Source organism: Corallococcus sp. AS-1-6 (assembly GCF_020037015.1).
Classification (GTDB): domain Bacteria; phylum Myxococcota; class Myxococcia; order Myxococcales; family Myxococcaceae; genus Corallococcus.
This window is the reverse complement of the sequence record NZ_JAIQDE010000001.1, coordinates 205,575-231,095: the sequence shown is the minus strand read 5'-3', so window position 1 is coordinate 231,095 and position 25,521 is coordinate 205,575. Positions and strand designations below refer to the sequence as shown.

At 70.6% G+C, this 25,521-nt stretch carries 25 protein-coding genes; 12 read left to right on the top strand and 13 right to left on the bottom strand.

Going from position 1 to position 25,521, the window contains the following annotated elements; translation table 11 throughout:
- Positions 1–7: 7 nt before the first annotated feature.
- A complete protein-coding gene (locus K8612_RS01010) occupies positions 8–1,102 on the top strand; it encodes a serine hydrolase domain-containing protein (RefSeq protein ID WP_223760957.1) in 1,095 nt (364 codons plus the stop codon).
- Positions 1,103–1,104: 2 nt separating this feature from the next.
- Here K8612_RS01010 and K8612_RS01005 read toward each other — a convergent pair whose 3' ends face one another.
- The 4 genes from K8612_RS01005 to K8612_RS00990 all read right to left on the bottom strand — a co-directional run bounded on the left by K8612_RS01005 (position 1,105) and on the right by K8612_RS00990 (position 3,960).
- Complete coding sequence (locus tag K8612_RS01005; RefSeq protein ID WP_223760956.1) at positions 1,105–1,353, bottom strand: hypothetical protein; 249 nt, start codon at positions 1,351–1,353, stop codon at positions 1,105–1,107.
- Positions 1,353–1,799, bottom strand: coding sequence for a CPBP family intramembrane glutamic endopeptidase (locus K8612_RS01000; RefSeq protein ID WP_223760955.1), 447 nt, complete (start codon positions 1,797–1,799; stop codon positions 1,353–1,355). The genes K8612_RS01005 and K8612_RS01000 overlap by 1 nt, the downstream gene beginning before the upstream one ends.
- Positions 1,800–2,187: 388 nt before the next feature.
- Positions 2,188–2,460, bottom strand: coding sequence for a hypothetical protein (locus K8612_RS00995; RefSeq protein ID WP_223760954.1), 273 nt, complete (start codon positions 2,458–2,460; stop codon positions 2,188–2,190).
- A gap of 9 nt (positions 2,461–2,469) precedes the next feature.
- The gene (locus K8612_RS00990; RefSeq protein ID WP_223760953.1) at positions 2,470–3,960 is read right to left on the bottom strand and encodes a hypothetical protein; all 1,491 of its coding nucleotides are present in this window, start codon (positions 3,958–3,960) and stop codon (positions 2,470–2,472) included.
- 268 nt (positions 3,961–4,228) lie between these two features.
- Here K8612_RS00990 and K8612_RS00985 point away from each other — a divergent pair, with 268 nt between their 5' ends.
- The 4 genes from K8612_RS00985 (at position 4,229) to K8612_RS00970 (ending at position 6,876) form a co-directional block, all read left to right on the top strand.
- A complete protein-coding gene (locus tag K8612_RS00985; RefSeq protein ID WP_223740075.1) occupies positions 4,229–4,675 on the top strand; it encodes a Spy/CpxP family protein refolding chaperone in 447 nt (148 codons plus the stop codon).
- 102 nt (positions 4,676–4,777) lie between these two features.
- Complete coding sequence (locus K8612_RS00980; RefSeq protein WP_223760952.1) at positions 4,778–5,587, top strand: hypothetical protein; 810 nt, start codon at positions 4,778–4,780, stop codon at positions 5,585–5,587.
- The gene (locus tag K8612_RS00975) at positions 5,584–6,465 is read left to right on the top strand and encodes an aldo/keto reductase (protein ID WP_223740077.1); all 882 of its coding nucleotides are present in this window, start codon (positions 5,584–5,586) and stop codon (positions 6,463–6,465) included. The genes K8612_RS00980 and K8612_RS00975 overlap by 4 nt, the downstream gene beginning before the upstream one ends.
- Before the next feature lie 168 nt (positions 6,466–6,633).
- Positions 6,634–6,876, top strand: a complete 243-nt coding sequence (locus K8612_RS00970) for a FruA-associating protein, FapA (RefSeq protein ID WP_223740078.1) — start codon at positions 6,634–6,636, stop codon at positions 6,874–6,876.
- 10 nt (positions 6,877–6,886) lie between these two features.
- On the opposite strand, the gene K8612_RS00965 is transcribed toward K8612_RS00970, so the two are convergent.
- Positions 6,887–8,077, bottom strand: a complete 1,191-nt coding sequence (locus tag K8612_RS00965) for a substrate-binding domain-containing protein (RefSeq protein ID WP_223760951.1) — start codon at positions 8,075–8,077, stop codon at positions 6,887–6,889.
- A gap of 151 nt (positions 8,078–8,228) precedes the next feature.
- On the opposite strand from K8612_RS00965, the gene K8612_RS00960 reads away from it, so the two are divergent.
- Positions 8,229–9,062 (top strand): hypothetical protein, encoded by an 834-nt coding sequence (locus K8612_RS00960; RefSeq protein ID WP_223740080.1) that lies wholly within the window; start codon positions 8,229–8,231, stop codon positions 9,060–9,062.
- A gap of 29 nt (positions 9,063–9,091) precedes the next feature.
- Here K8612_RS00960 and K8612_RS00955 read toward each other — a convergent pair whose 3' ends face one another.
- The 7 genes from K8612_RS00955 to K8612_RS00925 form a co-directional block, all read right to left on the bottom strand.
- On the bottom strand, positions 9,092–9,949 hold the full coding sequence (locus K8612_RS00955) for a WGR domain-containing protein (protein WP_223760950.1): 858 nt from the start codon (positions 9,947–9,949) through the stop codon (positions 9,092–9,094).
- Positions 9,950–9,960: 11 nt separating this feature from the next.
- Positions 9,961–10,935, bottom strand: a complete 975-nt coding sequence (locus K8612_RS00950; protein WP_223740082.1) for an NAD-dependent epimerase/dehydratase family protein — start codon at positions 10,933–10,935, stop codon at positions 9,961–9,963.
- A gap of 75 nt (positions 10,936–11,010) precedes the next feature.
- Entirely contained in the window at positions 11,011–12,198 is a 1,188-nt protein-coding gene (eis, locus tag K8612_RS00945) for an enhanced intracellular survival protein Eis (protein ID WP_223760949.1), read from the bottom strand.
- Between the two features lie 79 nt (positions 12,199–12,277).
- Entirely contained in the window at positions 12,278–13,483 is a 1,206-nt protein-coding gene (locus K8612_RS00940; RefSeq protein WP_223760948.1) for a P1 family peptidase, read from the bottom strand.
- An 11-nt stretch (positions 13,484–13,494) separates the two neighbouring features.
- Complete coding sequence (locus K8612_RS00935; RefSeq protein ID WP_306799588.1) at positions 13,495–14,079, bottom strand: imm11 family protein; 585 nt, start codon at positions 14,077–14,079, stop codon at positions 13,495–13,497.
- Positions 14,072–15,304, bottom strand: coding sequence for an AHH domain-containing protein (locus K8612_RS00930; RefSeq protein ID WP_223760947.1), 1,233 nt, complete (start codon positions 15,302–15,304; stop codon positions 14,072–14,074). The genes K8612_RS00935 and K8612_RS00930 overlap by 8 nt, the downstream gene beginning before the upstream one ends.
- Before the next feature lie 14 nt (positions 15,305–15,318).
- Positions 15,319–15,687: a hypothetical protein gene (locus K8612_RS00925; RefSeq protein WP_223760946.1), complete on the bottom strand. Its 369-nt coding sequence runs from the start codon at positions 15,685–15,687 to the stop codon at positions 15,319–15,321.
- Between the two features lie 106 nt (positions 15,688–15,793).
- Here K8612_RS00925 and K8612_RS00920 point away from each other — a divergent pair, with 106 nt between their 5' ends.
- Positions 15,794–16,366 carry a dihydrofolate reductase family protein gene (locus K8612_RS00920; RefSeq protein ID WP_223740088.1) on the top strand — a complete coding sequence of 191 codons (573 nt, stop codon included), beginning with the start codon at positions 15,794–15,796 and terminating at the stop codon, positions 16,364–16,366.
- Between the two features lie 209 nt (positions 16,367–16,575).
- The gene (locus K8612_RS00915; protein WP_223760945.1) at positions 16,576–18,159 is read left to right on the top strand and encodes a PAS domain-containing sensor histidine kinase; all 1,584 of its coding nucleotides are present in this window, start codon (positions 16,576–16,578) and stop codon (positions 18,157–18,159) included.
- Here K8612_RS00915 and K8612_RS00910 read toward each other — a convergent pair.
- Complete coding sequence (locus tag K8612_RS00910; protein WP_223760944.1) at positions 18,113–19,663, bottom strand: GspE/PulE family protein; 1,551 nt, start codon at positions 19,661–19,663, stop codon at positions 18,113–18,115. The genes K8612_RS00915 and K8612_RS00910 overlap by 47 nt on opposite strands.
- Positions 19,664–19,722: 59 nt before the next feature.
- Between K8612_RS00910 and K8612_RS00905 the strand changes: the two genes are divergently transcribed.
- The 4 genes from K8612_RS00905 to K8612_RS00890 all read left to right on the top strand — a co-directional run bounded on the left by K8612_RS00905 (position 19,723) and on the right by K8612_RS00890 (position 25,520).
- Positions 19,723–19,914, top strand: a complete 192-nt coding sequence (locus K8612_RS00905; protein ID WP_223760943.1) for a hypothetical protein — start codon at positions 19,723–19,725, stop codon at positions 19,912–19,914.
- Positions 19,911–22,865, top strand: a complete 2,955-nt coding sequence (locus K8612_RS00900) for an ATP-binding protein (protein ID WP_223760942.1) — start codon at positions 19,911–19,913, stop codon at positions 22,863–22,865. Before K8612_RS00905 ends, K8612_RS00900 begins: the two co-directional genes overlap by 4 nt.
- On the top strand, positions 22,862–24,247 hold the full coding sequence (locus tag K8612_RS00895; protein ID WP_223740093.1) for a sigma-54 dependent transcriptional regulator: 1,386 nt from the start codon (positions 22,862–22,864) through the stop codon (positions 24,245–24,247). Before K8612_RS00900 ends, K8612_RS00895 begins: the two co-directional genes overlap by 4 nt.
- Positions 24,248–24,416: 169 nt before the next feature.
- A complete protein-coding gene (locus K8612_RS00890) occupies positions 24,417–25,520 on the top strand; it encodes a porin (RefSeq protein WP_223760941.1) in 1,104 nt (367 codons plus the stop codon).
- The last annotated feature ends 1 nt before the right edge of the window (position 25,521 follow it).

Here is a 25,521-nt window from a genome sequence, read left to right as displayed (position 1 = left end):
ACCTCCCGTGCCCGACGTGGCCGCGCTGGATGCGGAGGCGGCTCGCGCGATGTCCGCGACCGGTGCGAAGGGGCTGGCCATCGCGGTCATTGACAACGGGCGCGTCGTCGCGACACGGGCCTACGGTGCTCGCAACTCGAAGGGCGAACCGCTGCGCACCGACACGGTGATGTATGGCGCGTCCATCACCAAGACGGTCTTCGCCTACGTCGTGATGCAGCTCGCGGACGAGAAGCGCATCGACCTGGATACGTCCATCTCGAAGTACCTGGACAGGCCGCTGCCTGAATACCCGGACGAGGACCGCTACTCGACCTGGTCCCATCTGGCCGGTGACGAACGCTGGCGGGACATCACGCCTCGCGTCCTGCTCACCCACAGCGCGGGCTTCGCCAACTTTGGCTTCCTTGAACCGGATGAGCGGCTTCGGCTCCACTTCGCTCCGGGCAGCCGCTTCTCGTACTCCGGCGACGGCATCATCCTGATGCAGTTCGTGCTCGAACGAGGACTCGGGCTGGACGTGGGCGAGGAGATGCAACGGCGAGTGTTCGACCGCTTCGGCATGCGCACGACCCGCATGACGTGGCGGCCGGACTTCGCACAGAACCTGGCCGACGGCTGGAAGCTCGATGGCAGCGTGGAACCACACGACGAACGCAGCAGGGTGCGCGCGGCCGGTTCCATGGACACCACGCTCGATGACCTGTCTCGCTTCGCCGCCGCGCTGGTGAGCGGTGAAGGACTGTCTCCGGAGACCTTCGCCCGGATGACCTCGCCGCAATTGCCCATCACCACCCGGAGCCAGTTCCCCACCCTCCAGGACGAACTTCCTCCGGAGTCACGGCGCAGGGACCTGGCGGCGGGCCTGGGCGTGGTGTTGTTCGACGGGCCGCAGGGACGCGGGTTCTTCAAGAACGGCCACAATGACAGCACCGGCAACACCCTCGTGTGCCTGCCGCGTGGACGCCGCTGCGTGCTCATCCTGAGCAACGACGTCCGTGCGGAGCCCGCCTATCCCCACCTCGTTCGCTTCGTGTTGGGCGAGGCCGGTGTGCCCTGGGATTGGGAGTACGGCGACATGGCGTTCTGGGACGGACGCTGAGATCACGCGCTCGCGAGCATGGCGGGTGCTTGATTCGGGGCCTCGGTGATGCGTCTCAGTAGCACCACGGCCCCCACCGCCAGGAACGTGCTCACGACGAGCAGCGCCGCGTGTAATGAAGCCGGGTACTCTGCGGCCGGCGGCGCGTAACGGGTGAGCAGGAACGACGCCCCGTTGTTGAGCATGTGGACGAAGATGGGCAGCCGCACGCTGCCCGTGTGCGCCGCGAGCCAGCCCAGATCCACGCCCATCAGCAGGGCGATAGACCGTGAATGGGATCAAGATTCAGGAGGCCTAAGAGCGCGGCGGATCCCACGATGCCCGCCGTGCGCCCCCAGCGCTCCACGAACCGCGTCTGCGCGTAGCCCCGGAAGAAGAGTTCCTCCGTCGTGCCTGCCACCGGCGAGCCGAAGAACAACAGCAGCGCGAAGGTCCCCAACGGGCCCTGCTCCGCCGCCAGCAACCCCTTCAACGACGCGGTCCAGCCCCATGCTCCCGTGAGCACCGCCAAGCTCTCCAGGGATTGTCCCACCGAGAAGCAGCCCACCGCCGCCGTCACCCAGGCCCATGTCGGCAGCGGCACCCCGGCTCGCAGACGCAGCCGGTCGCGCAGGGACCGTGGGGACAGCCAGCCACCCGCGAGCGAGAGGCAGAGCCCCAGTGTGCCAGCCATCATCACCGTCACCACGGGGGCCACGGCAGGGCCTCGACCTTCTCCATCAGGCCCGCCTGCCCCCGCTGTCGCTTGGATCCACACCGGTCCTGGCCGCCTCGATGCCTATCTCTATGTTCGTCACCAGGGCGCTCACGGCGACGAGCGTCACCAGCAGAACCAAGAACGCGACCAGCACCGTCCACACTCGCCGCCGTCCGAATCTCCCAGTGCACGGCCGGAGCCACGCACAGATGCATCTCGAAAGACCAGTAGACGGTTCTCCATGCGCGGTGCGTGCGCCACGGCATTGTTCACCGCGTCCAGCCTGAAGGGCCTGACAGGGCTGGCCGTACCATCAATGCCACTTCCACTGCCAATGCAACTTGGCATTGGGCCCAACAAACAAAGCCCAATACCAAGCGCACCGTTCTTAGTCCACAGACACATATGCCGCATACGCAGCCCGGCGCCGCTTCAGTTCCTCACGCTGCTGCCAGTAAAGCGCAACGAGTTCCCGGTATTGAGCCGACATACGCCCGTAGCGCTGTTCCAGGTCAGAAATCTGGGTTTCCATGGACATCACACGCAACTCAAGCACACGAATCGCCTGGCGGAACCTTTCCGCCTCCTGAATTCGCTTGCCGCGCTGGTCCACGCCATAGGCAACTCCAACAACTGCAATCAGCACAAAAAATAAAGGCATTGTTTTCTCCTACTGAATGATGTGCCCCGAGGACTTGTTGCCCTGCATCAACTGAGCGTGGATTTCATCCACCTCGTCACTCATCACACGAAGGCGCTCAACTGAAGGCTGGATAGATTCCACGCGAACAGACAACTGACGTGCGGTGCCCTCGGCCTCGTTGCAGCTCTGACGAATGGTGGCATCGTCTTGTCGAGACCGCTGCAAGAGCCACCGGCCACCAAACTGGCCCGCCAGTGCGAGCGGCAATCCCATCAGCCCCAAGGGCATCAGAACCAGCGGCAAGGCATCCAATACGACCTTCACCGATGTCCCCATCGCCGCATCAGCGCCGGTAGAACGGCCTGAGACAACAGCTCGCATTTCTGAAACGGCGTCCGTTCCAGCGGCAACCACGAAGAACCCCGCTGCGACCCCCTGCGATGCCAGGGTTCGGGCTACTTCTGGCGTTTCACCCAGCCAGGTAGCAAGCTGGTACAGACTCGCGTCGGCCAGCGTACTTGCGCCAGCAACGAGCGAAGCTCCCGCAGCGGAACGAGCCACTGTCAACAGGTCCACCTTTCCATCAGAAAGAATTTGAACCGCCAGGGACGAAACCATGCTTGCTGCTGCGGCGATGGCAGCGCCCCCCAACATGCGCGAGGTGACTCCTTCGGCTCGATATGCCGCTGCGATGTCATTGCGGAGTCGCTGAAGCTGGGCGCGCGCCACAGGTTCGCTTCCGTCTTTCCGAAACTGGCGCAGATTCCCCACGAGTTCTTCCGATTGGCGGTCCAGCTCACGGATTCCTCGCAATACAACTCGCGCTTCCCGCAGCTTTCGGGCCTGCGCTTTCGTGAAGCCATCTGGAGCCACGCGCGGACTACCATCAGGCTCCACAAACCGGGCATCAACGTAGGCCGTCCGGCCATATCCCGGAGTCTGCGCCATGCTCGCAAGACTGTCCGCCAGGTACTGGCCAGAACCGGTCTTGACCTGTCCACCGGGAACGGTCAGCAGAACGCCACTAGGCCCTTTGACTTGGAACAGGATGTCTCGACGGCTCGCGGAGTCAGGCGAAATCCGAGCATCCACGAAGTTGGGAGCCATGGATTTCGGAGGATTGACCACCTCTCCGTGCTGGCTCGCATGCAGATCCTTGTAGGCACGGGAAACAACGAATTCAGCGGCCTTCCCTGTGGGATGCGGCCCTTCCACCGCCTTGAAGACGTCTGGCGCCGTGATGGCCTGCTTCATCGCCGTTTCGAACTGGAGGCCGTGTTTGCGGGCCGTTGTCTCCTGCAGCAACCGGGCAATCTCTTCGGCCTGACGAGTCCCCGGCTCTGCCAGGGCAACGCCCTGCCTCACCGCTTCCGTAAGATTGCGTCCGGCTCGCAGCACGCTTGGATCCGTTACGGCAGCAGGCGCAATCTGGGCAGAGGCTCCCGCGAACGCCCAGCCAGATTCAGGAACCTCCAGCGTGGCGTCGGCAAGCGAGGTGGCTTTGTGCTTCTTCGTCATGAAGAGCCTCCGCCCAGGTGGGCGTCACAGGACCTTGGGCTTCGCACGAAGCCCAGGCTAAAAACGCGTTCTACCCAAGGGGTCTGACATGTCTTGAGGCCAGCCTAGAACCCCTTGGATTCACTGACCTTTCATGGGTGCCTGCCATGAAGGGGTACGACCCCTTCACACTTCTTCACCGCCGGCTCAAACCACCGCAACCGGCGGCTTCCATATTGGTTCCAGTCAAGCAGCGGGAAACAGCACCCCACCCCTGGAGCCACACGCCATGAAGAAGACGCTCGCCATCGCCGGTACCGCCGTTGTCGCCGTCACCCTGCTCACCGGTTTCGGCTGGGGCCGCCATCACCGCGGCACGCCCGACCCGGCACGCATCAACCAGATGGTCACCTGGAAGCTGGACGACAAGCTGGATGACCTCAACGCCACCGAGGCCCAGCGCTCCTCCATCCACGCCGTGAAGGACCGCCTCCTCAACGAGGGCCAGTCCCTCATGGAGGGCCAGCAGGCCGCCCGCGCCGAGGCCGTCACCCAACTGACGTCCGACACGCCCGACGCCGCGAAGCTCCACTCGCTGGTGGACGCGCGCATCGACGCCGCTCGCGCCTTCGCCCACAAGGCCGTGGATGCCGTGCTCGAGGTCCACCGCACGCTCACCCCCGCCCAGCGCCAGACGCTCGCCAGCGACTTCCGCGAGCACACCGGAGCGAAGTAGACCCACCCCGCGGCCCGCGCTGGGTGCGCTCGGCATGACACATTCCGTGTTTCACCCCGAACCTTCGTGGGCAGGGATGACGCGCACGGTTATGGTCGGTCGGTGGATTACACCGAATACGCACGACGCATCCGCTCCCACGCGGCCCTGGGGGAGCTCTCCGAATATGGGCAGGTGCACGAAGGGGGGCGCGACTATCCCCTCTTCCGCCTCATCGTGCCGGGCGACCGCTGGCTCGTCATCACGTCCGGCTTCCATGGGGAGGAGCCCGCCGGCCCGCTGACGCTCGCCAGGCACCTGCCGGACATCGTCGCGTACGCGAAGTCCCAGGGCGTGGGCCTGCGCGTCTACCCGTGCATCAACCCATCCGGCTTCGAGGACGGCACCCGCTACAACCGCAGCGGCGAGAAGCCCAACAACGACTTCATGCGCTACGAGGTCGCCCACGGCGAGTGGCGCGGCGAGCTGGTGGGCGACCCGCCCATCCTCCGCTGGGCCCTCTACGACGGCGGCCCCAAGGAGACGCGCGCGGTGCGCACGGACCTGGCGCGCTTCCCCGCCCCGGACGCGGCGCTCGACCTCCACCAGGACAACTACCTGGGCGGCGTCGCCACGTACGCATACGTCTTCGGGGACAAGGCCGCCTACCGCCCGCTGCAGGAGGCCGCCGCCGCGCACGCCACCGTGGTGAAGAGCCGCAAGGTGGATGACAACGCCCATGCCGACGAGCACGGCCTCATCGTCTTCCACGACGGCAGCGTCACCGACTGGTACATGCGCCAGGGCGTGCCGTACACCGCCGCGCTGGAGACCACCACGCCCACGCCGCAGGATGCGTGCGACGCCGTGAACCTCATCTGGATCCGCGGCTTCATCGACCTGGCGGCGCGTGGAGAAGGCCCGACCCGATGATTCAACGTCCCCTGGGGAAGAGCGGTCTCACCGTGTCCGCGCTCGGCTTCGGCGCGGGGCCCGTGGGCAATGAAGCGCTGAGCGACGCGGACGCGGAGGCGCTGCTGCACGGCGTGCTGGACGCGGGCATCACGCTCATCGACACCGCGCCCAGCTACGGCGTGTCCGAGGAGCGCATCGGCAGGTTCCTCGGCGCGCGCCGCCGCGAGTTCGTGCTGTCCACCAAGTGCGGCTACGGCGTGCCCGGCGTGGAGGACTGGACGCCCGAGTGCATCACGCGCGGCGTGGACCTGGCCCTCCAGCGCCTGCGCACGGACGTGCTGGACGTGCTGCACTTCCACTCGTGTCCGCCGGACGTGCTCCACCGCCCGGGGCTCATCGAGGCGCTCACCCGCGCGGTGGAGGCGGGCAAGGTGCGCGCCGCCGCGTACTCGGGTGACAACGCCGGCCTGGACGCCGCGCTGGAGACCGGCGCGTTCGCCGTGGTGCAGACGTCCGTGAACCTCTTCGACCAGCGCTCGCTGGACCAGGGCGTGGCGAAGGCCCAGGCGCGCGGCGTGGGCGTCATCGCCAAGCGGCCCCTGGCCAACGCGCCGTGGCGCTTCCCGGGGCGCCCCTACGCGCACGACGTGGGCGAGTACTGGGAACGGATGCAGCGCATGGCCCTCCAGACGGACGGCCTGGAGTGGCCGGAGCTGGCGCTGCGCTTCACCGCGTTCGCCCCGGGCGTGGCCACCTGCATCGTGGGCACCACGCGGCTGGACAACCTGCGCGCCAACGCGCGCACCCTGGAGCAGGGTCCCCTCCCCGAACCCACCGTCCAGGCCATCCGGGACGCCTTCCGTCGCCATGACACCGGGTGGGATGGCGTCATCTGACGCAGCCCGCCAGTCTGACGTTCCGTCCTCCAGCGAAGATTTCAGCGTCGGCAACTGTGCAGGACCGACGTTTGTCTCGTCCATCCGGGTCGGGTGCTAGGCCCGGGGGCCATGGCAACCATCCGGTCCATGAACGTGATGCCAGAGTCTGAGAAGGATGGAGAAAGGGTGGAGCTGCACCCCACCTCGTTGGACCTGAACCAGGTGGAGCCCACCCCGCAGGTGGTGAACTGGCTGCGCATGCGCGCCAGCCAGTGGCTCACCACGGCGCAGCGGGACTTCAACGCGGCCCTCTTCGCGCGGGACGGCTCGGAGGCGTCGTTCGACCGCTACGCCGACGCGCGCTCGGAGCTGGACTCCGCGGAGGCCTGGGCCCTGCGCGTCGCCGAGTTCGTGGCGCGGGCGCGGTAGGCGGCGGCCTTCAGCGCCCCACGCCCATGCGCGTCCACAAATCCAACAGCGTGCGCAGCACGGAGGCGTCCGGCACGTCCGCCGCGGGCGGCACGTCCAACCGGATGCCGTGCGCCGCCAGCCGCGTGAAGGGGTTGCTCGCGTCCGGCGTCCTCAGCGGCACGGAGGGGTCCGCCGGCCGGAAGCCGAACGCCAGCGCCCGGGCCTGCACCGCCGGGCTGCGCAGGAAGGCCACCCACTCCAGCGCCGCCTCGCGCTGCTCGGGCGTCACCCAGTCCGCCTGGAGCACCGCCGCCGGGTGGTCGCTCCACAGCGTCACCGGCGGATAGTCCACCCGCAGCGGCCCCCACCGGCCCTGGGCATGTTCCAACTGCGCGATGGCCAGGCTCTCGTACACCAGCGCCAGGTCGTAGCGGGACGGCCCGTAGCGCACCAGGTCCGTCATGAACGTGCCCGAGGACGGCTCGAAGCGCGTCACGCCCCGCTCCAGTCCCTGGAGCCACGCCTGATAGCCCGGATCCAACAGGTCCCCTTCCCTCACGCCCTCGCGCCGGCCCAGGTACTCCAGCGTCGCGGACAGGAGCGCCTGCAGGCCGGAGTTGGACTTGCGGGGGTCCGTGTGGCCCAGCTTCACGAAGCCCCACTCCGGCGGGCCGCCCACCGCGGGCCAGCCCCGGTCGCTCGCCACCGCGCGCTGGAGCGTCTTCCACGACAGGGCCGCGCCACCGCCCGCCTTGCGCAACACCTCCATCCGGTCCTGCCAGCCCACGAACACCAGCGGCGTCAGCACCAGCGGATGCGGAACCGCGTCTCCCTGCGTGGCGAACAGCGGCCCGTGCGAGGCGTCCGTCGCCCAGTCCGCCGCGAGCATGCGCAGCTCCGCGCTGTCCGCCGGGCTCCACACCGTGGGCTTCTCCCGTCCTTCCAGGATGGCCTGCGCCGCCTCCAGCGAGCCCCGCCCCACCAGCGTCACCCGCACCCGCGGATGCGTCCGCTCGAACTCCGCGAGCGCCGCCTCCACCCACGCGCGCTTCTCCGTGCTGTAGAGGAACGTGATGTCCGTCACCCGCCGCCGCGACGGCAGCACGGTGGGCTCCGGCTCCGGCGTCCCCTGGCGGGGCGCCACCGGGGCCGCCAGCAGGTAGAACACCCCCAGCAGGGCGGCCAGCACGCCAATGAGGAGGAGGACCCGGGGCTTCATGTCCCCCCTCGTACCCCGGGTCGCGGTCCCCGAAAGCCCGGCGGTGCTTTTGTCACAACCCTGTCACTCACGGCCCCTCCCCCGCCCGCTCCCCGTCCAGGGACCGCTCCGCCGGTTTGTTTGTCCTCATAGGACTGGCAGAATGGACCGGATGACGACACTGGCACGAAGCATCGCGCTCCTGGGACTGGGAGCGGTGTTCGGGGGCTGCGCGGCGAAGCAGGCCCCGCCCATCCAGCGCTACGCGCTGGGCATGTCCCGGGCGGAGTACCGGGACTACACGGGGTCGAAGGCGAGCCCCTGCGACGCGGAGCCGCGCTGGTTCCAGGACGAGCTGACCGCGGTGAACGGCCTGCTGGCCCGCTTCGTCAAGGAGACGGACCAGGCCCTGGACCCGAAGGCGCTGGAGCACGCGAAGCACCTGGCGCTGCTGGAGGAGGGCCTGCGCACGCTGCCTCCGGTGCTGAAGGTGCACGAGAACAACCTCCGGGCCCTGAAGGCCTGCGACTTCCGGAGCACCGGCGCGTTCCCGGACCTGGCCCGGCGCGGCGGGGAGCTCTTGACGGAGACTCGGGAGCGGATGGAGCTGGGGCCCCGGATTCAAGCGGCCGCGGCGCTGCGCGAGGCGCAGAAGCAGTGGCGTGAGCAGGGCGCGGAGCGGGAGGCGAAGGCGCGCGACACGTGGTGCCCGAAGCCCTCCAAGGTGGGCCAGCCGGACCTCTTCTTCGCGCGCGTGTCGCCGGACGGGCGCACGGAGTGGTTCTTCTGCGACGGCCACGTCGTGGAGAAGTCCGGCGGCGGGGAGCCCACGCTGCTGTCCCCGGAGGGGCTGTCCAAGTGGGAGCGCCGCCGGGTGCAGGCGAAGAAGTACCTGGACGCGGCGCAGGCCTACCCGGAAGAGGAGATGGACCGAGAGCCCACGGCCGCCACGCTCCAGAAGGCCGCCGCGTCCGGGGGCGGCAGCGCGGCGGGCAGCGCCCCGTAGACAGGGGCGTGACGCGCGGGCCTTCGCCGTCACGCTCCCAGCCGGGCGAGCCGCTTGGACAGGTGCGCGTCGCCGCCCGCGTCCACGCCGCCCACGAAGGCGGCGAGCGACTGGCCCGCGCCGGACAGGTGGGCCTCCACGTGCGGCTTGAGCGTGGCCCAGCGCTTCGTCCAGGCGTCCTCGGAGCCGTCGCGCAGGTCGGGGCGCTCGGCGAGGAGCGCCGTCACGCGCAGCGCCAGCTCCGGGTCGTGGAGCGTCCGCGCGGCGGCCACGCCCGGCGGCACCGAGCCCGCGGGCGCGGCCTTCCACATCTCCGCCGCGCGCTGGAAGGCGGCCACGTCCACCTGGGACAGGAGCCCCAGCGCGTGGCGCAGCGGCAGGCGCCCTTCCGCCTTGGGCCCCACCACGTGCGCCATCAGCGCGGCGAAGGGGGCGGCCAGGGCGGGGTGCGCCGCGGGGTCCACGCCGCCCAGGGCGCGCAGCGCGTGGCGGGCCTTGCGCGCCAGCCGCGTCACCTTCCAACTGGGCCCCTTGAGCTTCGACTGGAGCAGCGCGAGCGCGGACGCGGCGGCGCTCACGGCCTCCGGACCGGGCGTGGCGGGGGCCACGCGGCGCGGCAGCACGAGCGCGGGAGGCGGCGGGGCGGCGGCCTTCGGGGGCGGCGCGGGCGGGACCTCGCCGCTGCTCACCTCGGCGTAGCCCTCGCGGACCTTCTCCGCGACCTTCTTGTTGTACTCGCGCAGGGCGGCCTCCTCGTCCGGGAAGGCCTTCTCCTTGCGCTGTCCCGCGGTGCCGATGCGGCCGTAGGTGACGATGAAGGTGGCGCCCTGCACCTCGGGCATCCAGAACTTGGAGCTGTTGCCGTCGACGAACTCGAACCTGCGCATGGACGCGGAGGTTACTCCACCTTCGCGGCCAGTGCGCGCAGCCCCTCGTCGCGCGACACGCTGCCCGTGTAGCCCAGCTCCAGCCGGGCCTTCTCGTCGCTCACCGTCACCTCCTGCCCCGCGAGCAGCAGCTCCGTGCGGGACAGGGGCGGCGCGCTCTTGAGGCCCAGCAGGTCCCAGACGAAGTCGCTGACCACGGCCACCGTCGCGGCCAGCGCGGTGGGCAGGGTCTTGTCGCCGGGCTCCACGCCCTGCGTCTTGAGGAGCGCGGTGACGAAGGCGCGGAACTCCACGGGCGGGCCGTCGGTGAGGAAGTACGCCTGACCGCCCTGCCCCTTCTCCGCGGCCAGCAGCAGGCCCTCCACGACGTTGGCCACGTGGCAGGTGGACGTCAGGTAGTGCCCGCCCCCAATCCAGCGGAAGCGCTTGGACTTCACCGCGGCGACCAGCGTGGGCAGCACGGTGGTGTCCCCCGGCCCCCAGACCAGGCGGGGGCGCACCACGACGGTGGTGAACTCCGGCGAGTTGACCTGGAGCACGAGCCGCTCCGCCTGTCCCTTGGTGGACGGGTACGGGCCCACGGGGCGCTCGGGCAGCGGGTGCGTTTCGTGGAGGTTCACCATGGGGCCGCCGTCCACGAGCACGGCCTCCGTGCTCACGTGCACGAAGCGCTTCACGCCGGCCGCGCGCGCCGCCTCCAGCACGGCCTCCGTGCCGCGCACGTTGGTTTCATAGAAGGCCGCGCGGGGGCCGGACATCTTCACGTGCGCGGCGGCGTGGAAGACGGTGTCACAGCCCTCCATGCCCAGGCGCAGGCGCTCCGGGTCGGTGAGGTCGCCCTCCCACGGCTCGCCGCCCGCGGCCTGGATGGCCTGCGCGGCCTCTGGCGAGCGGGCCAGCGCGCGCGCCGGTTCCCCGCGCTTCGCGAGCGCCGCGAGCAGGTGCTTCCCGACGAACCCCGAGCCACCGGTGACGAACGCGCGCACGTGTGAAGCCTCCTCCGTCCGAGGACGCCGCTCCTACCACTCCCGGCGGGGGCCGGGTAGCCCGCGCCTGTCGCGTCAGAACATGTCGCGCAGCGAGGGGGCGGGGCCGGAGAACAGGGCGCTGGCGGTGCCGAGCGACGCGTCGTCCCCGGTCAGCATGCCGGCGAGTTGGAGCGCCTGGGGCGTGAGGAAGCCGGTGTAGAGCGGGGCCAGGGCGCGCACGTGCAGCTTGAGGCGGCCCTCGCCGCCGGGCCGGACGCGGGCGGCGCCGCCCTCCACCTCCAGCACGAAGCGCCCGGTGTTCTCCGGGAGGAGGTCGTCCTCCACGTCCAGGTGGAGCGCGCCGGACAGGCCGGGCGCGAAGTCGCGTGCCTCCAGGGCCCTGGTGACATCCAGGATGCGCGTCATCCAGTGCATGGACAGCTTCACCTGGTAGGTCTGTTCGCGCAGCAGCGCGAGGAGCGGCTCGTCCGCGCCGCCGAACCACATCACGTCCCGCGCCAGCGAGCGGTGGTCGCCCAGGAAGCGCAGGAGCCGTCGCGCGGCGGCGGGCGTGGTGGCGACGAGGTCCGTGAGCTTGACGACCTGCGTGGGCACGGCGCCCTGGGGCGAGAGGCTCCGCACGAGGTACACGTAGCCCTCCACACCGGACGCGCCCTCCACGACGTAGCCGTAGGCGGTGTCGCCGCGGGGCGTGCGCACGCGCCGCCAGATGTAGTCGCCCCGGTCCAGCCAGCCGTGGTGTTGGGCGGCGAAGCGCCGGTAGCACGCCTCCACCGCCGCGTCGTCGGACGGGCGCAGGGGGCGCAGGGACAGCGAGCGTTCGCCCAGCTCCAGCGAGGCCGCCTCGACGTGGATTTCGTAGCGCGCGCCGGAGACCTCGTAGCCCACGCGCCGGTAGAGCGGCTGGGTCGCGGGGTAGAGGACGGAGAGGGGGGCGCCTTCGTCGCGCATCTCGCGCAGGAAGTGGTGGAAGAGGCGCGTGGCGGCGCCGGCGCCCCGGTGCGAGGGAGCGACGCCCACGCCGCCCACGCCGATGAGGGGGACGGAGCGGCCCCCCAGGAACTGCCCCATGCGGATGAGGGTGAGCGTGGCGGCCACATCACCGTTCACGCGCAGGATGCGCAGCGAGGACTCGGAGAAGTTCTTGCGCACCACGGTCTCGGAGTCCGCGAGCGGCATGGCGAACGCCTGCGTGATGATGTCCGCGATGGCGGCCAGTTCGTGCTCGTCCTTCGGCGGTCCGTAGGCGTCCGTCTCCATTCCGCGTCCCCTTGTTTTGCGTCTGGCGGCGCAGCATGGCGCAGCGGATGGAGCGCGGGAAGCACGGGTGGACGGGCTGTCACTTCGTGGGTTTCGGGGCCGGCGGCAGGCGCCCGTACTTCCGCAGGGCCTTCACCAGCCGCTCGGGTGGCAGGCCGTGGACGCGGACGCTCTGGAAGCCGGTCATCGTGTCGGAGGCGAGCATCGAGTTGAGGATGGCCTCCTGGGTGGCCTGCACGGTGGCTTCGAAGAGCGGGGTCATCCGCTCGTTGTCGAGCATGGCGACCGGAGCGACCTCCGTGGGGCTCACGGGCTGGGTGGAGAACGCGAGGAAGAGGTCGCCGGAGGCGTTCTCCCCCAGGCTGCCCATCTTCCCGAGCGCGAGCGGTACCCGCCGGGCCACGCGGTCGAGCTGGTGCGGCAGGAGCGGCGCGTCGGTGGCCACCACGACGATGATGGAGCCCATGCCCTCCGGAGGCGGCGGACCGGCGCTGGCGCGCCGCGAGCAGGGCGGCAGGTTGGCGCGGTAGGGCCCCTTGGGCGGCGCGTCTCCGAAGTAGCAGGAGCGCAGGTCGGCAATCTCCTCGCCCACGGGAGCGCCCGCGACGGAGAAGAGGCGGCGGCTGCCGTAGTTGCACTGCACGAGCACGCCGAGGGTGTAGCCGCCCTGCTCCGCCGGGAGCTTGCGGGAGGCGGTGCCGATGCCGCCCTTGAAGCCATGGCAGATCATGCCGGTGCCGCCGCCCACGGAGCCCTCCGGGACGGGGCCGGGGCGCGCGGCGTCGAGCGCCTGCATCGCGTGCAGGGGGCGGACGTGGAAGCCATCGATGTCGTGCAGGAAGCCGTCCCAGGTCTCCGCGACGACGGGCAGGCCCAGCTCCCAGGTGAGGTCGCGCTTCTGGGCCCAGGCGATGACGCCCTCGTGCACGGCGCCCACGGCGTGGGTGTCGCTGATCATCACGGGGCCGGAGAGCAGACCGGACTCCTTCACCCAATGGGTGCCGGTCATCTCACCACTGCCGTTGAGAGCATGGGTGGCCGCGAAGACAGGCCGAGCCACGGCCTCGCGGCCCCGGGGCAGCACGGCGGTGACGCCGGTCCGCACCTGCGCGCCGGTGTTCAGCGTGACGTGGCCCACTTCCACGCCCTTCACGTCGGTGATGGCATTGAGCGCCCCCGGCTGTCCTCCGAAGGGAATGCCCAGGTCACTGGACCGGGGACGTGCGGTGCTCGGGAGGGGCAGGAGGCACAGCAGGCCCAGGAGGACAGCGGCACGAAGTTCCATGGGCAAGGGTTCTACACTTCGACGAACTGTCCTCCCACGATGCCGGTCTGTTCCAGGGCGGCCTTGAGTTCTCCATCGACGATAAGCGCGGAGCGAAGTCCCCACGGGCGGAACACGCGCTCGTCAGCAACCTTTGTTTTGTCGATGCGCAGCCCGGCGACGTACTTGTATCCGCCGACCTTCTCGGGCTGCCCGTCTTCAGGAGTCCAGAGCTTGAACTCTTCACTCGCGGCCTCATCGACGCATCGGACCGTGCGCGCCGCGACCAGGAGAAAATAGGGCTCGACCTGTCCTTCGACCTGCACTGGAAAGAGCTGCACATCGGTGGGGGCCAGGGTGCGGAACACATCAGCCGTCCGAGTGCTGAGGATAGGCGTAATTCCTACGCCAGCGGAGGTGTAGTCCAGGGGTTTCCCAGGACGGGAGAGCGGCACCCGCAGCGGTCCTGGGTCGGGGATGGGCGCCCCGCGTGTGAACACCCAGGGGTCATCCAATGGCCGCCCGTCAGCATGGGTCGATGTTTTGAAGTACCAACGCCCCGGTACATACACATCGATATCCAATTCGAAGAAACGTCGTTCCATCGAGTCAAGCATCGGGATTCCTGGTGATGAGCTTGCGCATGCGTGTACCCGCAGTCGTCAGTTCGTTCGCGATGGCCGTCAGGACCTCCACCAATGCGGCCCGGCACTGCGCGACACCCCGGCAGCCCAACATGGCTTCGTCGATTCGGACGCGCACCGCTTTATGGTACTCCGCAGGATGCGGCCCTCGGTGCCCGTTGATCCGCACCAGGTTCGCGGGGTCATTGAGGCTCATTCCCGCCTGCTCGAAGAACGGTTCGAAGATGGGCGTCCAGGGACCACCTGACTGCTCCGACACCTCGTTCTTGTCCGTGCAGATGTGATGAACATCTCCCTCCGGGTCCCCCTGAATCCCCCCGCCTCCAGGCCCCATGGCGACGGCCGCCACGGCGGTGGGCGCCAGCGTGATGTTGAGCACTCCCGCTGACGACATGGAGATGGACTGGACCTCGCCGGCCAGCGCCCGCGACAGCTGGAAACCGCCCTCCACCTCCGCCCTCAGCGCCGCCGGCGGGAAGCCCGGCATCCGAGGCCCCTGCGCCGCCATCGCGTTCCTGCCACCGAGCGCCGTCATCGCGACGATGACCAGCACCCGGGCTCCGTTGGCCCCCAATACGCGCCCGAAGCGATGCCCCGCATCCCGGAGCGCAGCCTTGTCCCTGGCCTCCCGTGACTCGTCCATGAGCCGCAAGAACGCCTGTCCCAGGTTCCACACGGGCCCCGTACCCAGATACGCGATGAGCGATGCCGTCAAAACCACCGCGACCAGCTTGGAGACGGGCTCGGGTGCGACCAGCATCAACATCGCGGTGCCGATCATCGCCGTGACCAGGGTCCGCAGCGCGGCGGGGTCCATCAACTCCTCCACCGCGTCCGCCACTCCTTCCCAGACCGTATCGAGCGCGAAGGAGAGCGCCATGCTCCGCCGCGCCATCGGGTCCAGGGGGAAGTCATCGCTCAAGCGGAGCACCTGCCGGCCTTGAGCGCCCGCGACGATGCCTCCCGCCGACGCGAGCAGGGAGCGCCGGCCTTCCTCCCGGACCGCGACGTCCAGCCTCAGCTCCAGCACGAGCCGCGTGACCGCGTCCTTGAACGCCTCCTCGTCAATCCGGACCGGCTTCGTTTCCACCGGCGCATACGCGATGGGCCTGCCCCGCCCCGTGTCCAGGTTCACCACGCGCGTCGTCGCGCAGCCCGCCGTCAGCCACAGCAGCAGGGCCATGGCCCAGAGCTTCATGCGCCCTCCACGGCTTACGGATCCGACGAGACCACCCGCTCCGGCTCCAGCACCTCCCACGTCCGCGCCCCGCGCTCGATGTAGCCCGCGCCGCCTCGCAGCTCCCTCCCGTCCTCCAGCACGGCGATGAGGCGGTAGGACGACTCACCCCGGACGGGATAGGTCAGGGCCACAACGTCCCCCTTGCCCATCGCGCGGTAGATGACCTGGCCGTGGTCGTGCTCGATGCGCACCTCTCGCACGGCCTGGCCGGTGCGGTTCTCCACGCGCACTTCAATCCCTGCTCGCGTGGGCCCCGTGTCACGCAGCCACAGCACGGCCCCGGCGATCAGCGTCAGGACCGAACCCACCACCATTCCTCCCAGCAACCAGGGGATCCGCATGGCACCGCCTCCCGCGGGATTGCCATACAGACAACCCGCGCCGCCTTTCTAACAGGTGCGTCCGCCCACCCGGTGCTAAGCCCTGGCGACAGGAGGAAGCACGCCCATGCGGAAACTGACCTATTACGTCGCCACCTCGCTCGACGGCTTCATCGCCTCGCCCACCGGCGCGTACGACTACTTCAGCACGGAGCAGGACTACTTCGACGCCATCGCCGCCGAGTACCCGGAGACGCTCCCCGCCGGCTACCGCGCCTTCAAGGGCATCACCGGCCCGGGCAGGCACTTCGACACCGTGCTGGAGGGCCGCAACACCTATCAGGTCGGCCTGGACGCGGGCGTCACCAACGCGTACCCGCACCTCGAACACTACGTCTTCTCCCGCACCCTCACGAAGAGCCTCGACCCCGGCGTCAAGCTCTCCCGCACGCCGCTCGCCACCGTGCGCGAACTCAAGGCCCGCGACGGCCTGGGCATCTGGCTGTGCGGCGGCGGCGCGCTCGCGGCCGAGCTGCTCCCCGAAATCGACGCGTTCATCATCAAGGTCAACCCCGTCATCGTGGGCCAGGGCATCCGGCTCGTCGAAGCAGGCTTCGCGCCCCACCGGCTGCGCCACACAGGCACGCGCACGCTCGACTGCGGCGTCGTCTTCCTGAGCTACGAGCACCGCAAGCCCTAGCCGGGCCGGCCGCACGCCGCGCCGGCACCCGGCCCGCGCATGGGACCTGGGATCCATGCGGCACCCCAGAAACCGACGCGTTCTCCACGCAGGGTGTGAGCTTCCGCCCTGCCAGCAAGCACGGTCTCCCTGCAGGGTTGGCTGGTGGATGGATGCCCGCTGTCGTTCCTCACCGAAGCCCCCTCCCAGTGCATTACGCTGAAGGGTCTATGAGAAGTCCCCTGGACGACAGCCAGCCTCCCTCGTCCGCCAGCGGTGGCGACATCGCCTACGCGACCCCCCACGCCGCTCGTGACATGGGCGCGCAACTGCGCCTGTTCATCGACAGCGTGAAGGACTACGCCATCCTGACGCTGGACCCGGCCGGCGACATCATGAGCTGGAACACCGGCGCCGAACGCATCAAGGGCTACGAGGCCACGGAGATCCTCGGCCAGCACTTCAGCCGCTTCTACCCGCCCGAGGACATCGCCCGCGGCAAGCCCCAGTTGGACCTGGAGGTCGTCAACCGCGAGGGCCGCTTCGAGGAGGAGGGCTGGCGCGTCCGCAAGGACGGCACCCTCTTCTGGGCCAACAGCGTCCTCACCGCGATGCGCGACGCGCAGGGCCAGCTCGTGGGCTACGGCCAGGTGACGCGCGACTTCACCGAGCGCAAGCTCGCCCAGGAGCAGCTCCTGCAGAGCGAGGAGCGCTTCCGCCTGCTCGTCGAGCACATCCAGGACTACGCCATCTACATGCTCGACGCGGAGGGCCGCGTGTCCACCTGGAACGCCGGCGCCGAGCGCTTCAAGCAGTACAAGGCCGAGGAGATCATCGGCCAGCACTTCAGCCGCTTCTTCCCCCCGGAGGACGTGGCCCGGGGCAAGCCCTGGTACGCCCTCCAGGTGGCCACCCGGGAGGGCCACTTCGAGGAGGAGGCGTGGCGCGTCCGCAAGGACGGCAGCCTCTTCTGGGCCAGCGTCGTCATCACCGCGCTGCACGACCCGTCAGGCAAGCTCCGGGGCTTCGCCAAGGTGACGCGCGACATCACCCAGCGCAAGCAGACCCAGGAGCGGCGCGAGCTGGAGCTGCTCCGCGACGCCGTGCGCGCCCGCGACGAGTTCCTCTCCGTCGCCTCGCACGAGCTGAAGACGCCGCTCACCCCGCTCCAGCTCAAGCTCACGGCGCTCCTGCGCACCGTGGAGAACCACCCTTCCGCCACCCTGCCCGTGGAGCGCATCGCCCGCGACCTGGAGGTGGCCCGCCGCCAGGTGCGCAAGCTGTCCGACCTCATCGAGGACCTGCTCGACGTGTCGCGCATCAGCATGGGCCAGTTGCGGCTGGACCGGGCGCCCATGGACCTGGCCTCGCTCGCGCGGGAGGTGGTGACCCGCTACGCGCCCCAGTCCGCCCAGGTCGGCTGCGCCGTCACGCTGGAGGCCGCCACGCCCATCCCGGGCCACTGGGACCGGGCCCGGTTGGATCAGGTCGTCACCAACCTGCTCACCAACGCGCTCAAGTACGGCGCGGGAAAGCCCATCCACCTGCGCGTGCGCATGGACGCCGGGCTGGCCGTGCTGAGCGTGAAGGACGAGGGCATCGGCATCCCGCTCGAGGATCAGGCGCGCGTCTTCGAGCGCTTCGTGCGCGCCGTCTCCGAGCGCAACTACGGCGGGCTGGGGCTGGGCCTGTTCATCACCCAGCAGATCATCGAGGCCCACGGCGGCATCGTGCAGGTGCGCAGCACCCTCGGCGAGGGCTCGACCTTCACCGTGATGCTGCCCCCGGGGCCTGACGCTCCTCCCGAGCCGTGAGGATGTAGCGGTAGGGCACCACGCGCGTCAGCTCGTGCAGCGTGGTGACCCCGGCCGCCACCTTCGCCAGCGCGTCCTCCACCAGCGTGCGGAAGCCCCGTGCCCGGGCGTGCCGGCGCAACTGGACGCCCGGCGCCCCGGTGGCGATGAGCCACTGGAGCTCCGGGTCCACCACCAGCAGCTCGAAGAGGCCCACGCGCCCCTTGAAGCCGGTGTGGCGGCACGCCTCGCAGCCCTGCCCCGCCCGGGGCTGCACGCCGTCCAGGAGCGGCCCCAGCAGCGCCAGTTGATCCGCCGTGGGCGTGGTGGGCACGGAGCACTCCGGACAGACGCGCCGCACCAGCCGCTGCGCCAGCACCGCGAGCAGCGCCTCCGCGATGTCGCCATCCTCCAGCTTCAACCCGCGCAGGCGGCTCACCGCGCCAATGGCGTCCGCCGTGTGCAGCGTGCCCAGCACCACGTGCCCCGTGGACGCCGCCATCAGCGCGGTGCTGCCCGTCTCCAGGTCGCGGATCTCCCCCACCAGCATCACGTTGGGGTCCTGCCGCAAGAGCGCGCGCAGCAGCGTCAGGTGCGGCATCTGCGGCGACACCTGCTTCTGGTTCACCTTGGGGACCACGTACTCAATCGGGTCCTCCGCGGTGATGATCTTCTTGCGCCCGTCGTTGAGCCGCGCCAGCGCCGCGTACAGCGTCGTCGTCTTGCCGCTGCCGGTGGGGCCCGTCACCAGCACCAGCCCCTCCGGGTTGCCCAAAAGCCGCAGCACCGTGGCCTGCAGCTCCGGCGTCATCCCCAACGTCTCCACCGGCACCAGGCCCACGGAGGCGTCGAGCAGGCGGATGACCACGTCCTCGCCCGCGGGCGAGGGCACCACGCTCACGCGGAAGTCCACGAACCTGCGCCCCGCCTCCCCTTCGTAGAGCGCCCGCAGGCGGCCGTCCTGGGGCCGCCGCTTCTCCGCGATGTCCAGCCCCGCCATCACCTTGATGCGGCTCACCACCTCCGGCAGCGAGTCCGGGGAGATGTCCGTGTACGTCTGGTGGAGGATGCCGTCGACGCGGTAGCGCAGGTCCACGTCGTCCGTGTAGCTCTCCAGGTGGATGTCGGACGCGCCCTGCGCCACCGCCACCGCGAGCACGTGGTTCACCAGCTCCACCGCCGTGGGCCGCGGGGACAGCGCCGTGCCGGCCTTCAGCACCACGTCCACGGACGCGTGCGCCCCCGCGCCGAAGCCCACCTCCAGCGCGGAGTCGATCTCGTAGCGGTTGAGCCGCACGGGCCGCACCGGGCGGCGCAGGAAGTCCGCGATGCGGTAGCGCACGGACTCGTCCGCCGGGTCCAGCATCGCCACCGTTACGGCCTCCGTGTCGTTGCCCGTGTCCACCTTGCCCATCACCGCGACGCCCAGGCGGCGGCAGAAGGACTCCGGGAGCAGGCGCAGCGATTCGCGGTCGAGCGTGAACTGGGGCAGTTCGGAGAACGGGGGCACGTCCGGGGGAGCCATGGCCCGCCGGCTTATCACGGCGCCCCTCGCGCCCGGCCGGGGCTGCTATCCTTCACGCCATGTCGCGGCCCCCCGCGGACCCTCCCGCCATGCCGTCGCTGCTGGTGTTCGCCGTGGCGGTGCTGCTGTTCGGCTCGCCGCTGCGCCGGCTGTGGCTCGCGGAAGGGGCCCCCGCTTCGCTTCCCTTCGTCGTGTGGCTGGGCGTCATCGCCCTGGGCGGGTGGGTGGCGCACCGGAGCCCGCGCCCATGACGCTGGGGCCCGGCCCGCTCGTCATCGCCTCCGTGGCCTACCTGGGCGTGCTGTTCCTGGTGGCCTACGCGGCGGAGCAGGGCCGCATCTCCCCGCGCATCACCCAGCACCCGCTGACGTACGCGCTGGCCCTGGGCGTGTACGCCACGTCCTGGTCCTACTTCGGCAGCGTGGGCTACGCGGCCCGCCATGGCTTCCGCTACCTGGGCATCTACCTGGGCCTCACGCTCGCGTGCCTGCTCGCCCCCGTGCTGTGGCGTCCGCTGCTGCGGCTGACGCGCGAGCAGCAGCTCACCTCGCTCGCGGACCTGCTCGCCTTCCGCTACCCCGGCCAGGTGACGGGCACGGCGGTGACGCTGTTCGCGCTGGCCGGCAGCCTGCCCTACCTGGCACTCCAGATTCGCGCCGTCGTGGAGTCCGCGCGCCTCGTGAGCCCCGCGGCGGCCCCGGCGCTGGTGGGGCCCGGCTTCTGCGGCGTGCTCATCGTCTTCTCGCTCCTCTTCGGCGCCCGCCACCCCGCCCCGCGCGAGCGGCACGAGGGGCTGATGCTGGCCATCGCCTTCGAGTCCGGCGTGAAGCTGCTGGCGCTGCTCATCGTCGCGGGCTGGTGCGTGGTGTCCGTCTTCGGAGGACTGGGCGGGCTCGATGACTGGCTCACGCTCCACCCGGAGGCGGTGGAGGCCCTCCAGCGCCCCGCGCGCGACGCGTCCTGGGCGCCGCTGCTGGTGCTCTCCACCATCGCCGCGTTCCTCACGCCCCGGCAGTACCACGTGGCCTTCACGGAGGCGCCCGAGCGCGACGGGCTGGCCACCGTCGCGTGGGCCTTCCCGCTGCTCATGCTGCTCATCAACGCGGCGGTGCCCGTGCTGCTGTGGTCCGGAGAGGCGCTGGGCCTGCCCTGGCCCGCGGACTTCCACGTCCTCTCCGTGCCCATCACGAAGGGCGCCCCGCTGCTGGCGCTCATCGCCTTCCTGGGCGGCGTGTCCGCGGCGAGCGCCATGGTCATCGTCACCACGCTCGCGCTCGCGCCCATGTGCCTGACGCACCTGGTGCTGCCGCTGGGCACCGCGCGCGGCCGGGAGGACCTCTACGGGTGGCTGCTCTGGGCCCGGCGCGTGCTCATCGCCGCCATCATCCTGGCGGGCTACGGCTTCTACCGGCTGCTGGACACGCGGACGACGGGGCTCGCGGACCTGGGGCTCGTGTCCTTCGTGGCCACCGCGCAGTTCGCGCCGGGCGTGCTGGGGCTCCTGACGTGGCCCAAGGCCACGCGCGCGGGGCTGCTCGCGGGGCTCCTCGCGGGCGGCACGACCTGGGCCCTCACGCTGCTGGCCCCGCTGTGGGAGCCGCCCTCGCTGGTGGCGTGGACCAACCAGCTCTCCGTGAAGCTGGGCTTCGGCGCGGAGGAGCCCTGGGGCTTCGCCACCTTCACCTCGCTGGCCCTCAACGCGCTGTGCTTCGTGGCGGTGTCGCTCGTCACGCGCCAGTCCGCGGAGGAGCAGGCGGCCGCGCGGGTGTGCACGCGCGAGGCGCCGGGGCTCGCGGAGGGCAGCGTGGCGGCCAGTTCGCCGGACGAGTTCCGCCGGCAGTTGGAGCCCGTGCTGGGCGCGCAGGTGGCCGCCGCGGAGGTGGACCGCGCGCGCGAGGCGCTGGGCCTGCCCCCCGACGAGCGCCGGCCCGCGGAGCTGCGCCGCCTGCGCGACGGCGTGGAGCGCAACCTCTCCGGCCTCATCGGCCCGGTGCTGGCGCGGCTCGCGGTGGGCGAGGCGCTGCGGCTGGACCCCGGCGCGCGCACGGCCCTGGCGGATCAACTGCGCTTCGTGGAGGAGCGGCTGCGCGACGCGCGCGACATGCGCGGCCCCCTGCGCGAGCTGGAGGTCGTGCGCCGCTACCTCTACCGCATCCTGGAGGACCTGCCGCTGGGGGTCTGCGCCATGGGCCCGGACGGAGAGGTCGTCCTCTGGAACGCCGCGCTGGAGGCGCTGTCGGGCGTGCCCATGGACTCCGCGCGGGGCCTGCCGCTCGCGCGCCTGCCGGAGCCCTGGGGGCCGCTGTTCGCGGAGCTCGCGCGGGCCCCGGGCGGTGACGACGAGGCGCGCGTGACGGTGAACGGCAAGCAGCGCTCGCTGCGCCTGCACCGCTCGCGGCTGGCGCCCCCGGACGACGCCAGCGGCCAGGAGGCGGGCATCACGTTCCTGGTGGAGGACTGGACGGAGCGCAAGGCGGTGGACGCGCGGCTCGCGCACCAGGACCGGCTGGCGTCGCTGGGCCGGGTGGCCGCGGGCGTGGCGCATGAGATTGGCAACCCGCTCACCGCCATCGCCAGCATCAGCCAGAACCTCAAGTACGAGTTGGAGGACCCGGAGGCCGTGCGCGAGCGCGTGGGGCTCATCCTCCAGCAGTGCCGCCGCATCGACGCCATCGTCCGGGCGCTCGTGGGCTTCGGCCACGCGGGCACGGTCGGCGGCGAGTCCCGGCCCTTCACGCGCGTGGCGGTGGGCCCGCTGCTCGCGGAGGCCGCGCAGTTGGCCCGGCTGTCGCGCAAGGCGCGCGACGTGGCGTGCACGCACCAGAGCCCGGACGGGCTGGAGGTGCGCGGCGACGCGCAGCGGCTGGAGCAGGTGCTGGTGAACCTCTTGACCAACGCCATCGACGCGTCGCCCGCGGGCTCGCGCGTGGACCTGATGGCGGAAGCTTCCGGAGACCAGGTGCGCATCCAGGTGGAGGACCGGGGGCACGGCATCGCCCCGGAGCTGTCGCAACGCATCTTCGAGCCGTTCTTCACCACCAAGCAGCCCGGCGAAGGCACCGGCCTGGGGCTCCCGCTGGTGGAGGGCATCGTGCGCGAGCACGGCGGCGCGCTGCGCATCGAGGCCCGCCAGGGCGGCGGCACCCGCGTGACGCTCAGCCTGCCCCGCGCGGACGCGCTGAAGCAGGAGGCCTCCGCTTGAGCCGCATCCTGGTCATCGAGGACGAGCCCATCATCCGCACGGAGCTGCGAAGGCTGCTCACCCGCGCGGGCCATGACGTGGCGGAAGCGGGCGCCGTGCCGGAGGCCGCGGCCGAGCACGCGCTGGACGCCTTCGACCTGGTCATCTCCGACCTGCGCCTGCCCGGGCCGCCGGGCACGGACATCATCGCGCTGTGTCCGGGCGTGCCGGTGCTCATCATGACCAGCTTCGCCACGGTGAAGTCCGCCGTGGACGCGATGAAGCTGGGCGCGGTGGACTACATCGCGAAGCCCTTCGACCACGACGAGCTGCTGCTCCAGGTGGAGCGCGTGCTGCGCGAGGGCCGCCTCACCCGCCAGAACGCCGCCCTCAAGCGCGAGGTGGAGCAGACCTGGTCCCCCGGCGGGATGGTGGGCAGCTCCCCCGCCATGCGCGACGTGTTCGAGCGCGTGCGCAAGGTGGCCCCCTCCGCCGCCACCGTGCTGGTGCTGGGCGAGTCCGGCACCGGCAAGGAGCTGGTGGCCCGCGCCGTCCACGCGCAGAGCCCGCGCGCGGAAGGGCCCCTCATCGCGGTCAACTGCGCCGCCATTCCCGAAGGCCTCCTGGAGAGCGAGCTGTTCGGCCATGAGAAGGGCGCCTTCACCGGCGCGCAGGCCGCGCACGCGGGGCTGGTGGAGGCCGCGCACGGCGGCACGCTCTTCCTGGATGAGATTGGAGAGCTGCCCGCGCCCGCGCAGGCGCGCCTGTTGCGCATGCTCCAGGACGGCGAGGTGCGGCGGGTGGGCGCCACGCGCTCGCGCAAGGTGGACGTGCGCATCCTCGCGGCCACGCACCGCGACCTGCCCCGCCGCGTGCAGGAGGGGCTCTTCCGCCAGGACCTCTACTTCCGGCTGCGCGTCATCGAGATCCGCCTGCCGCCCCTGCGCGAGCGCGGTGAGGACGTCCCCGCGCTGGCGAAGCACCTGCTGGAGCGGGCCAGCCGCCGCATCGGGCGCCCGCCCGCGTCCCTGTCCCCGGACGCGCTGGCGGCCATCGCGCAGCACCCGTGGCCGGGCAACGTGCGCGAGCTGGAGAACGCCATCGAGCGCGCGGTCATCCTCGCGGACGGGCCGCTCATCACCGCCGACCTGCTGGCGCTGGAGTCGCCGGGCGGCCCGGGCGCGGAAGGAAATCCCCCCGCGTTGGAGGAGCTGGACTTCCCGCCCGTCCCGGCCAGCGAGGACCCCCGGTCGCCGGACTCCATGGAGGAGTACTTCCGCCGCTTCGTGCTGGAGCACCAGGAGCGCATGGGCGAGACGGAGCTCGCGCGCCGGCTGGGCATCAGCCGCAAGACGCTCTGGGAGAAGCGCCAGCGCCTGGGCATCCCCCGCACCCGCGCCTGACGCAGCACCCGAGCCCCCGAGCGGGTGTTACGACGCGCTGCACGAATCGTTACGGGGGGTAACGCCCTGTCACCTTCCGCCACATCCTGACGCGGCGAGCCAACCTCCAAGGTCCTGAAACCCGGAGCGCACGCGGGTGGAACGGGCGTTGCTCAGGGGATGGGGACCCATGCGCCCCGTCCTCCATGCCCTGTCGCGGTTGTTGGTGCTCACGGCCCTGCTGAGCGCGCTGCCGGCGGCGGCGGGGAAGATCCAACTGGGCGAGGACGCGGTCCTCAACGTGGACGTGCTGCTGCATCCGCAGATGCAGCTCGTGAAGGACGGCGCGCCCACGGGCGGCGTGGGGACGGACTTCTTCCTGCGCCGCGTGCGGCTGCTCCTCTTCGGCAACATCACGAAGAAGCTGTCGTTCTTCATCGACACGGACCAGCCGAACTTCGGCAAGAACGGCGACTACAGCGTCGCCTTCTTCATCCAGGACGCCACGGTCGCGTACGAGTTCGCCGACAAGACGTGGGTGGAGGCGGGCTTCATCCTCGCGCCGCTGTCACACCACGCGCTGCAGGGCGCCATCGCGCTCCAGACGGTGGACTACCACTCCGACCTCATCCGCTACCCGCCAGGCGTGGGCAAGGTGTGGCGCGACATGGGCGTGCAGGTGCGCGGCTTCGCGGGCCCCTGGACGTACCGCGCCGCAATCCTCAACGGCGTGGAGGGCGCGAAGCTGGAGAACGGCCAGACGGTCAACGCGGACGACCTGCCGCGCGTCGTGGGCCACGCCCGCTACAACGTCTGGGGCCACGAGTACGACCTGTTCCTGCGCGGCATCTACTTCACGGACCAGCCCCTGCTGTCCTTCGGCGTGGGCGGTGACTACCAGTACGGCGCCATCGCCACCGCCTCCGGCATCCACTCCGCGGTGGCCCTGGCGGCGGACGTGTTCCTGGACATCCCCGTGGGGGACGACCAGGAGTTCGTCTTCCAGAGCAACGTCTTCTCCTGGCAGCAGGGCTTCGACAACGTGCGCAGCGGCACCGGCTTCTTCGTGGAGCTGGGCTACCGCATCGGCATCGTCGAGCCCGTCTTCAGCAGCGAGTACTTCAACGGGCGCGTGGCGGCGACGGACCTGCTCACGTTCAAGCCCGGCCTCAACCTCTGGTTCCAGAAGCACACCTTCAACCTGAAGACGGAGGTGGCCGTGTCGCGCGCGGGAGACCTCGCCCACGCGAGCACGGGCATCACCGGCACCGCCCAGCTCCAGCTCTTCTACTGAG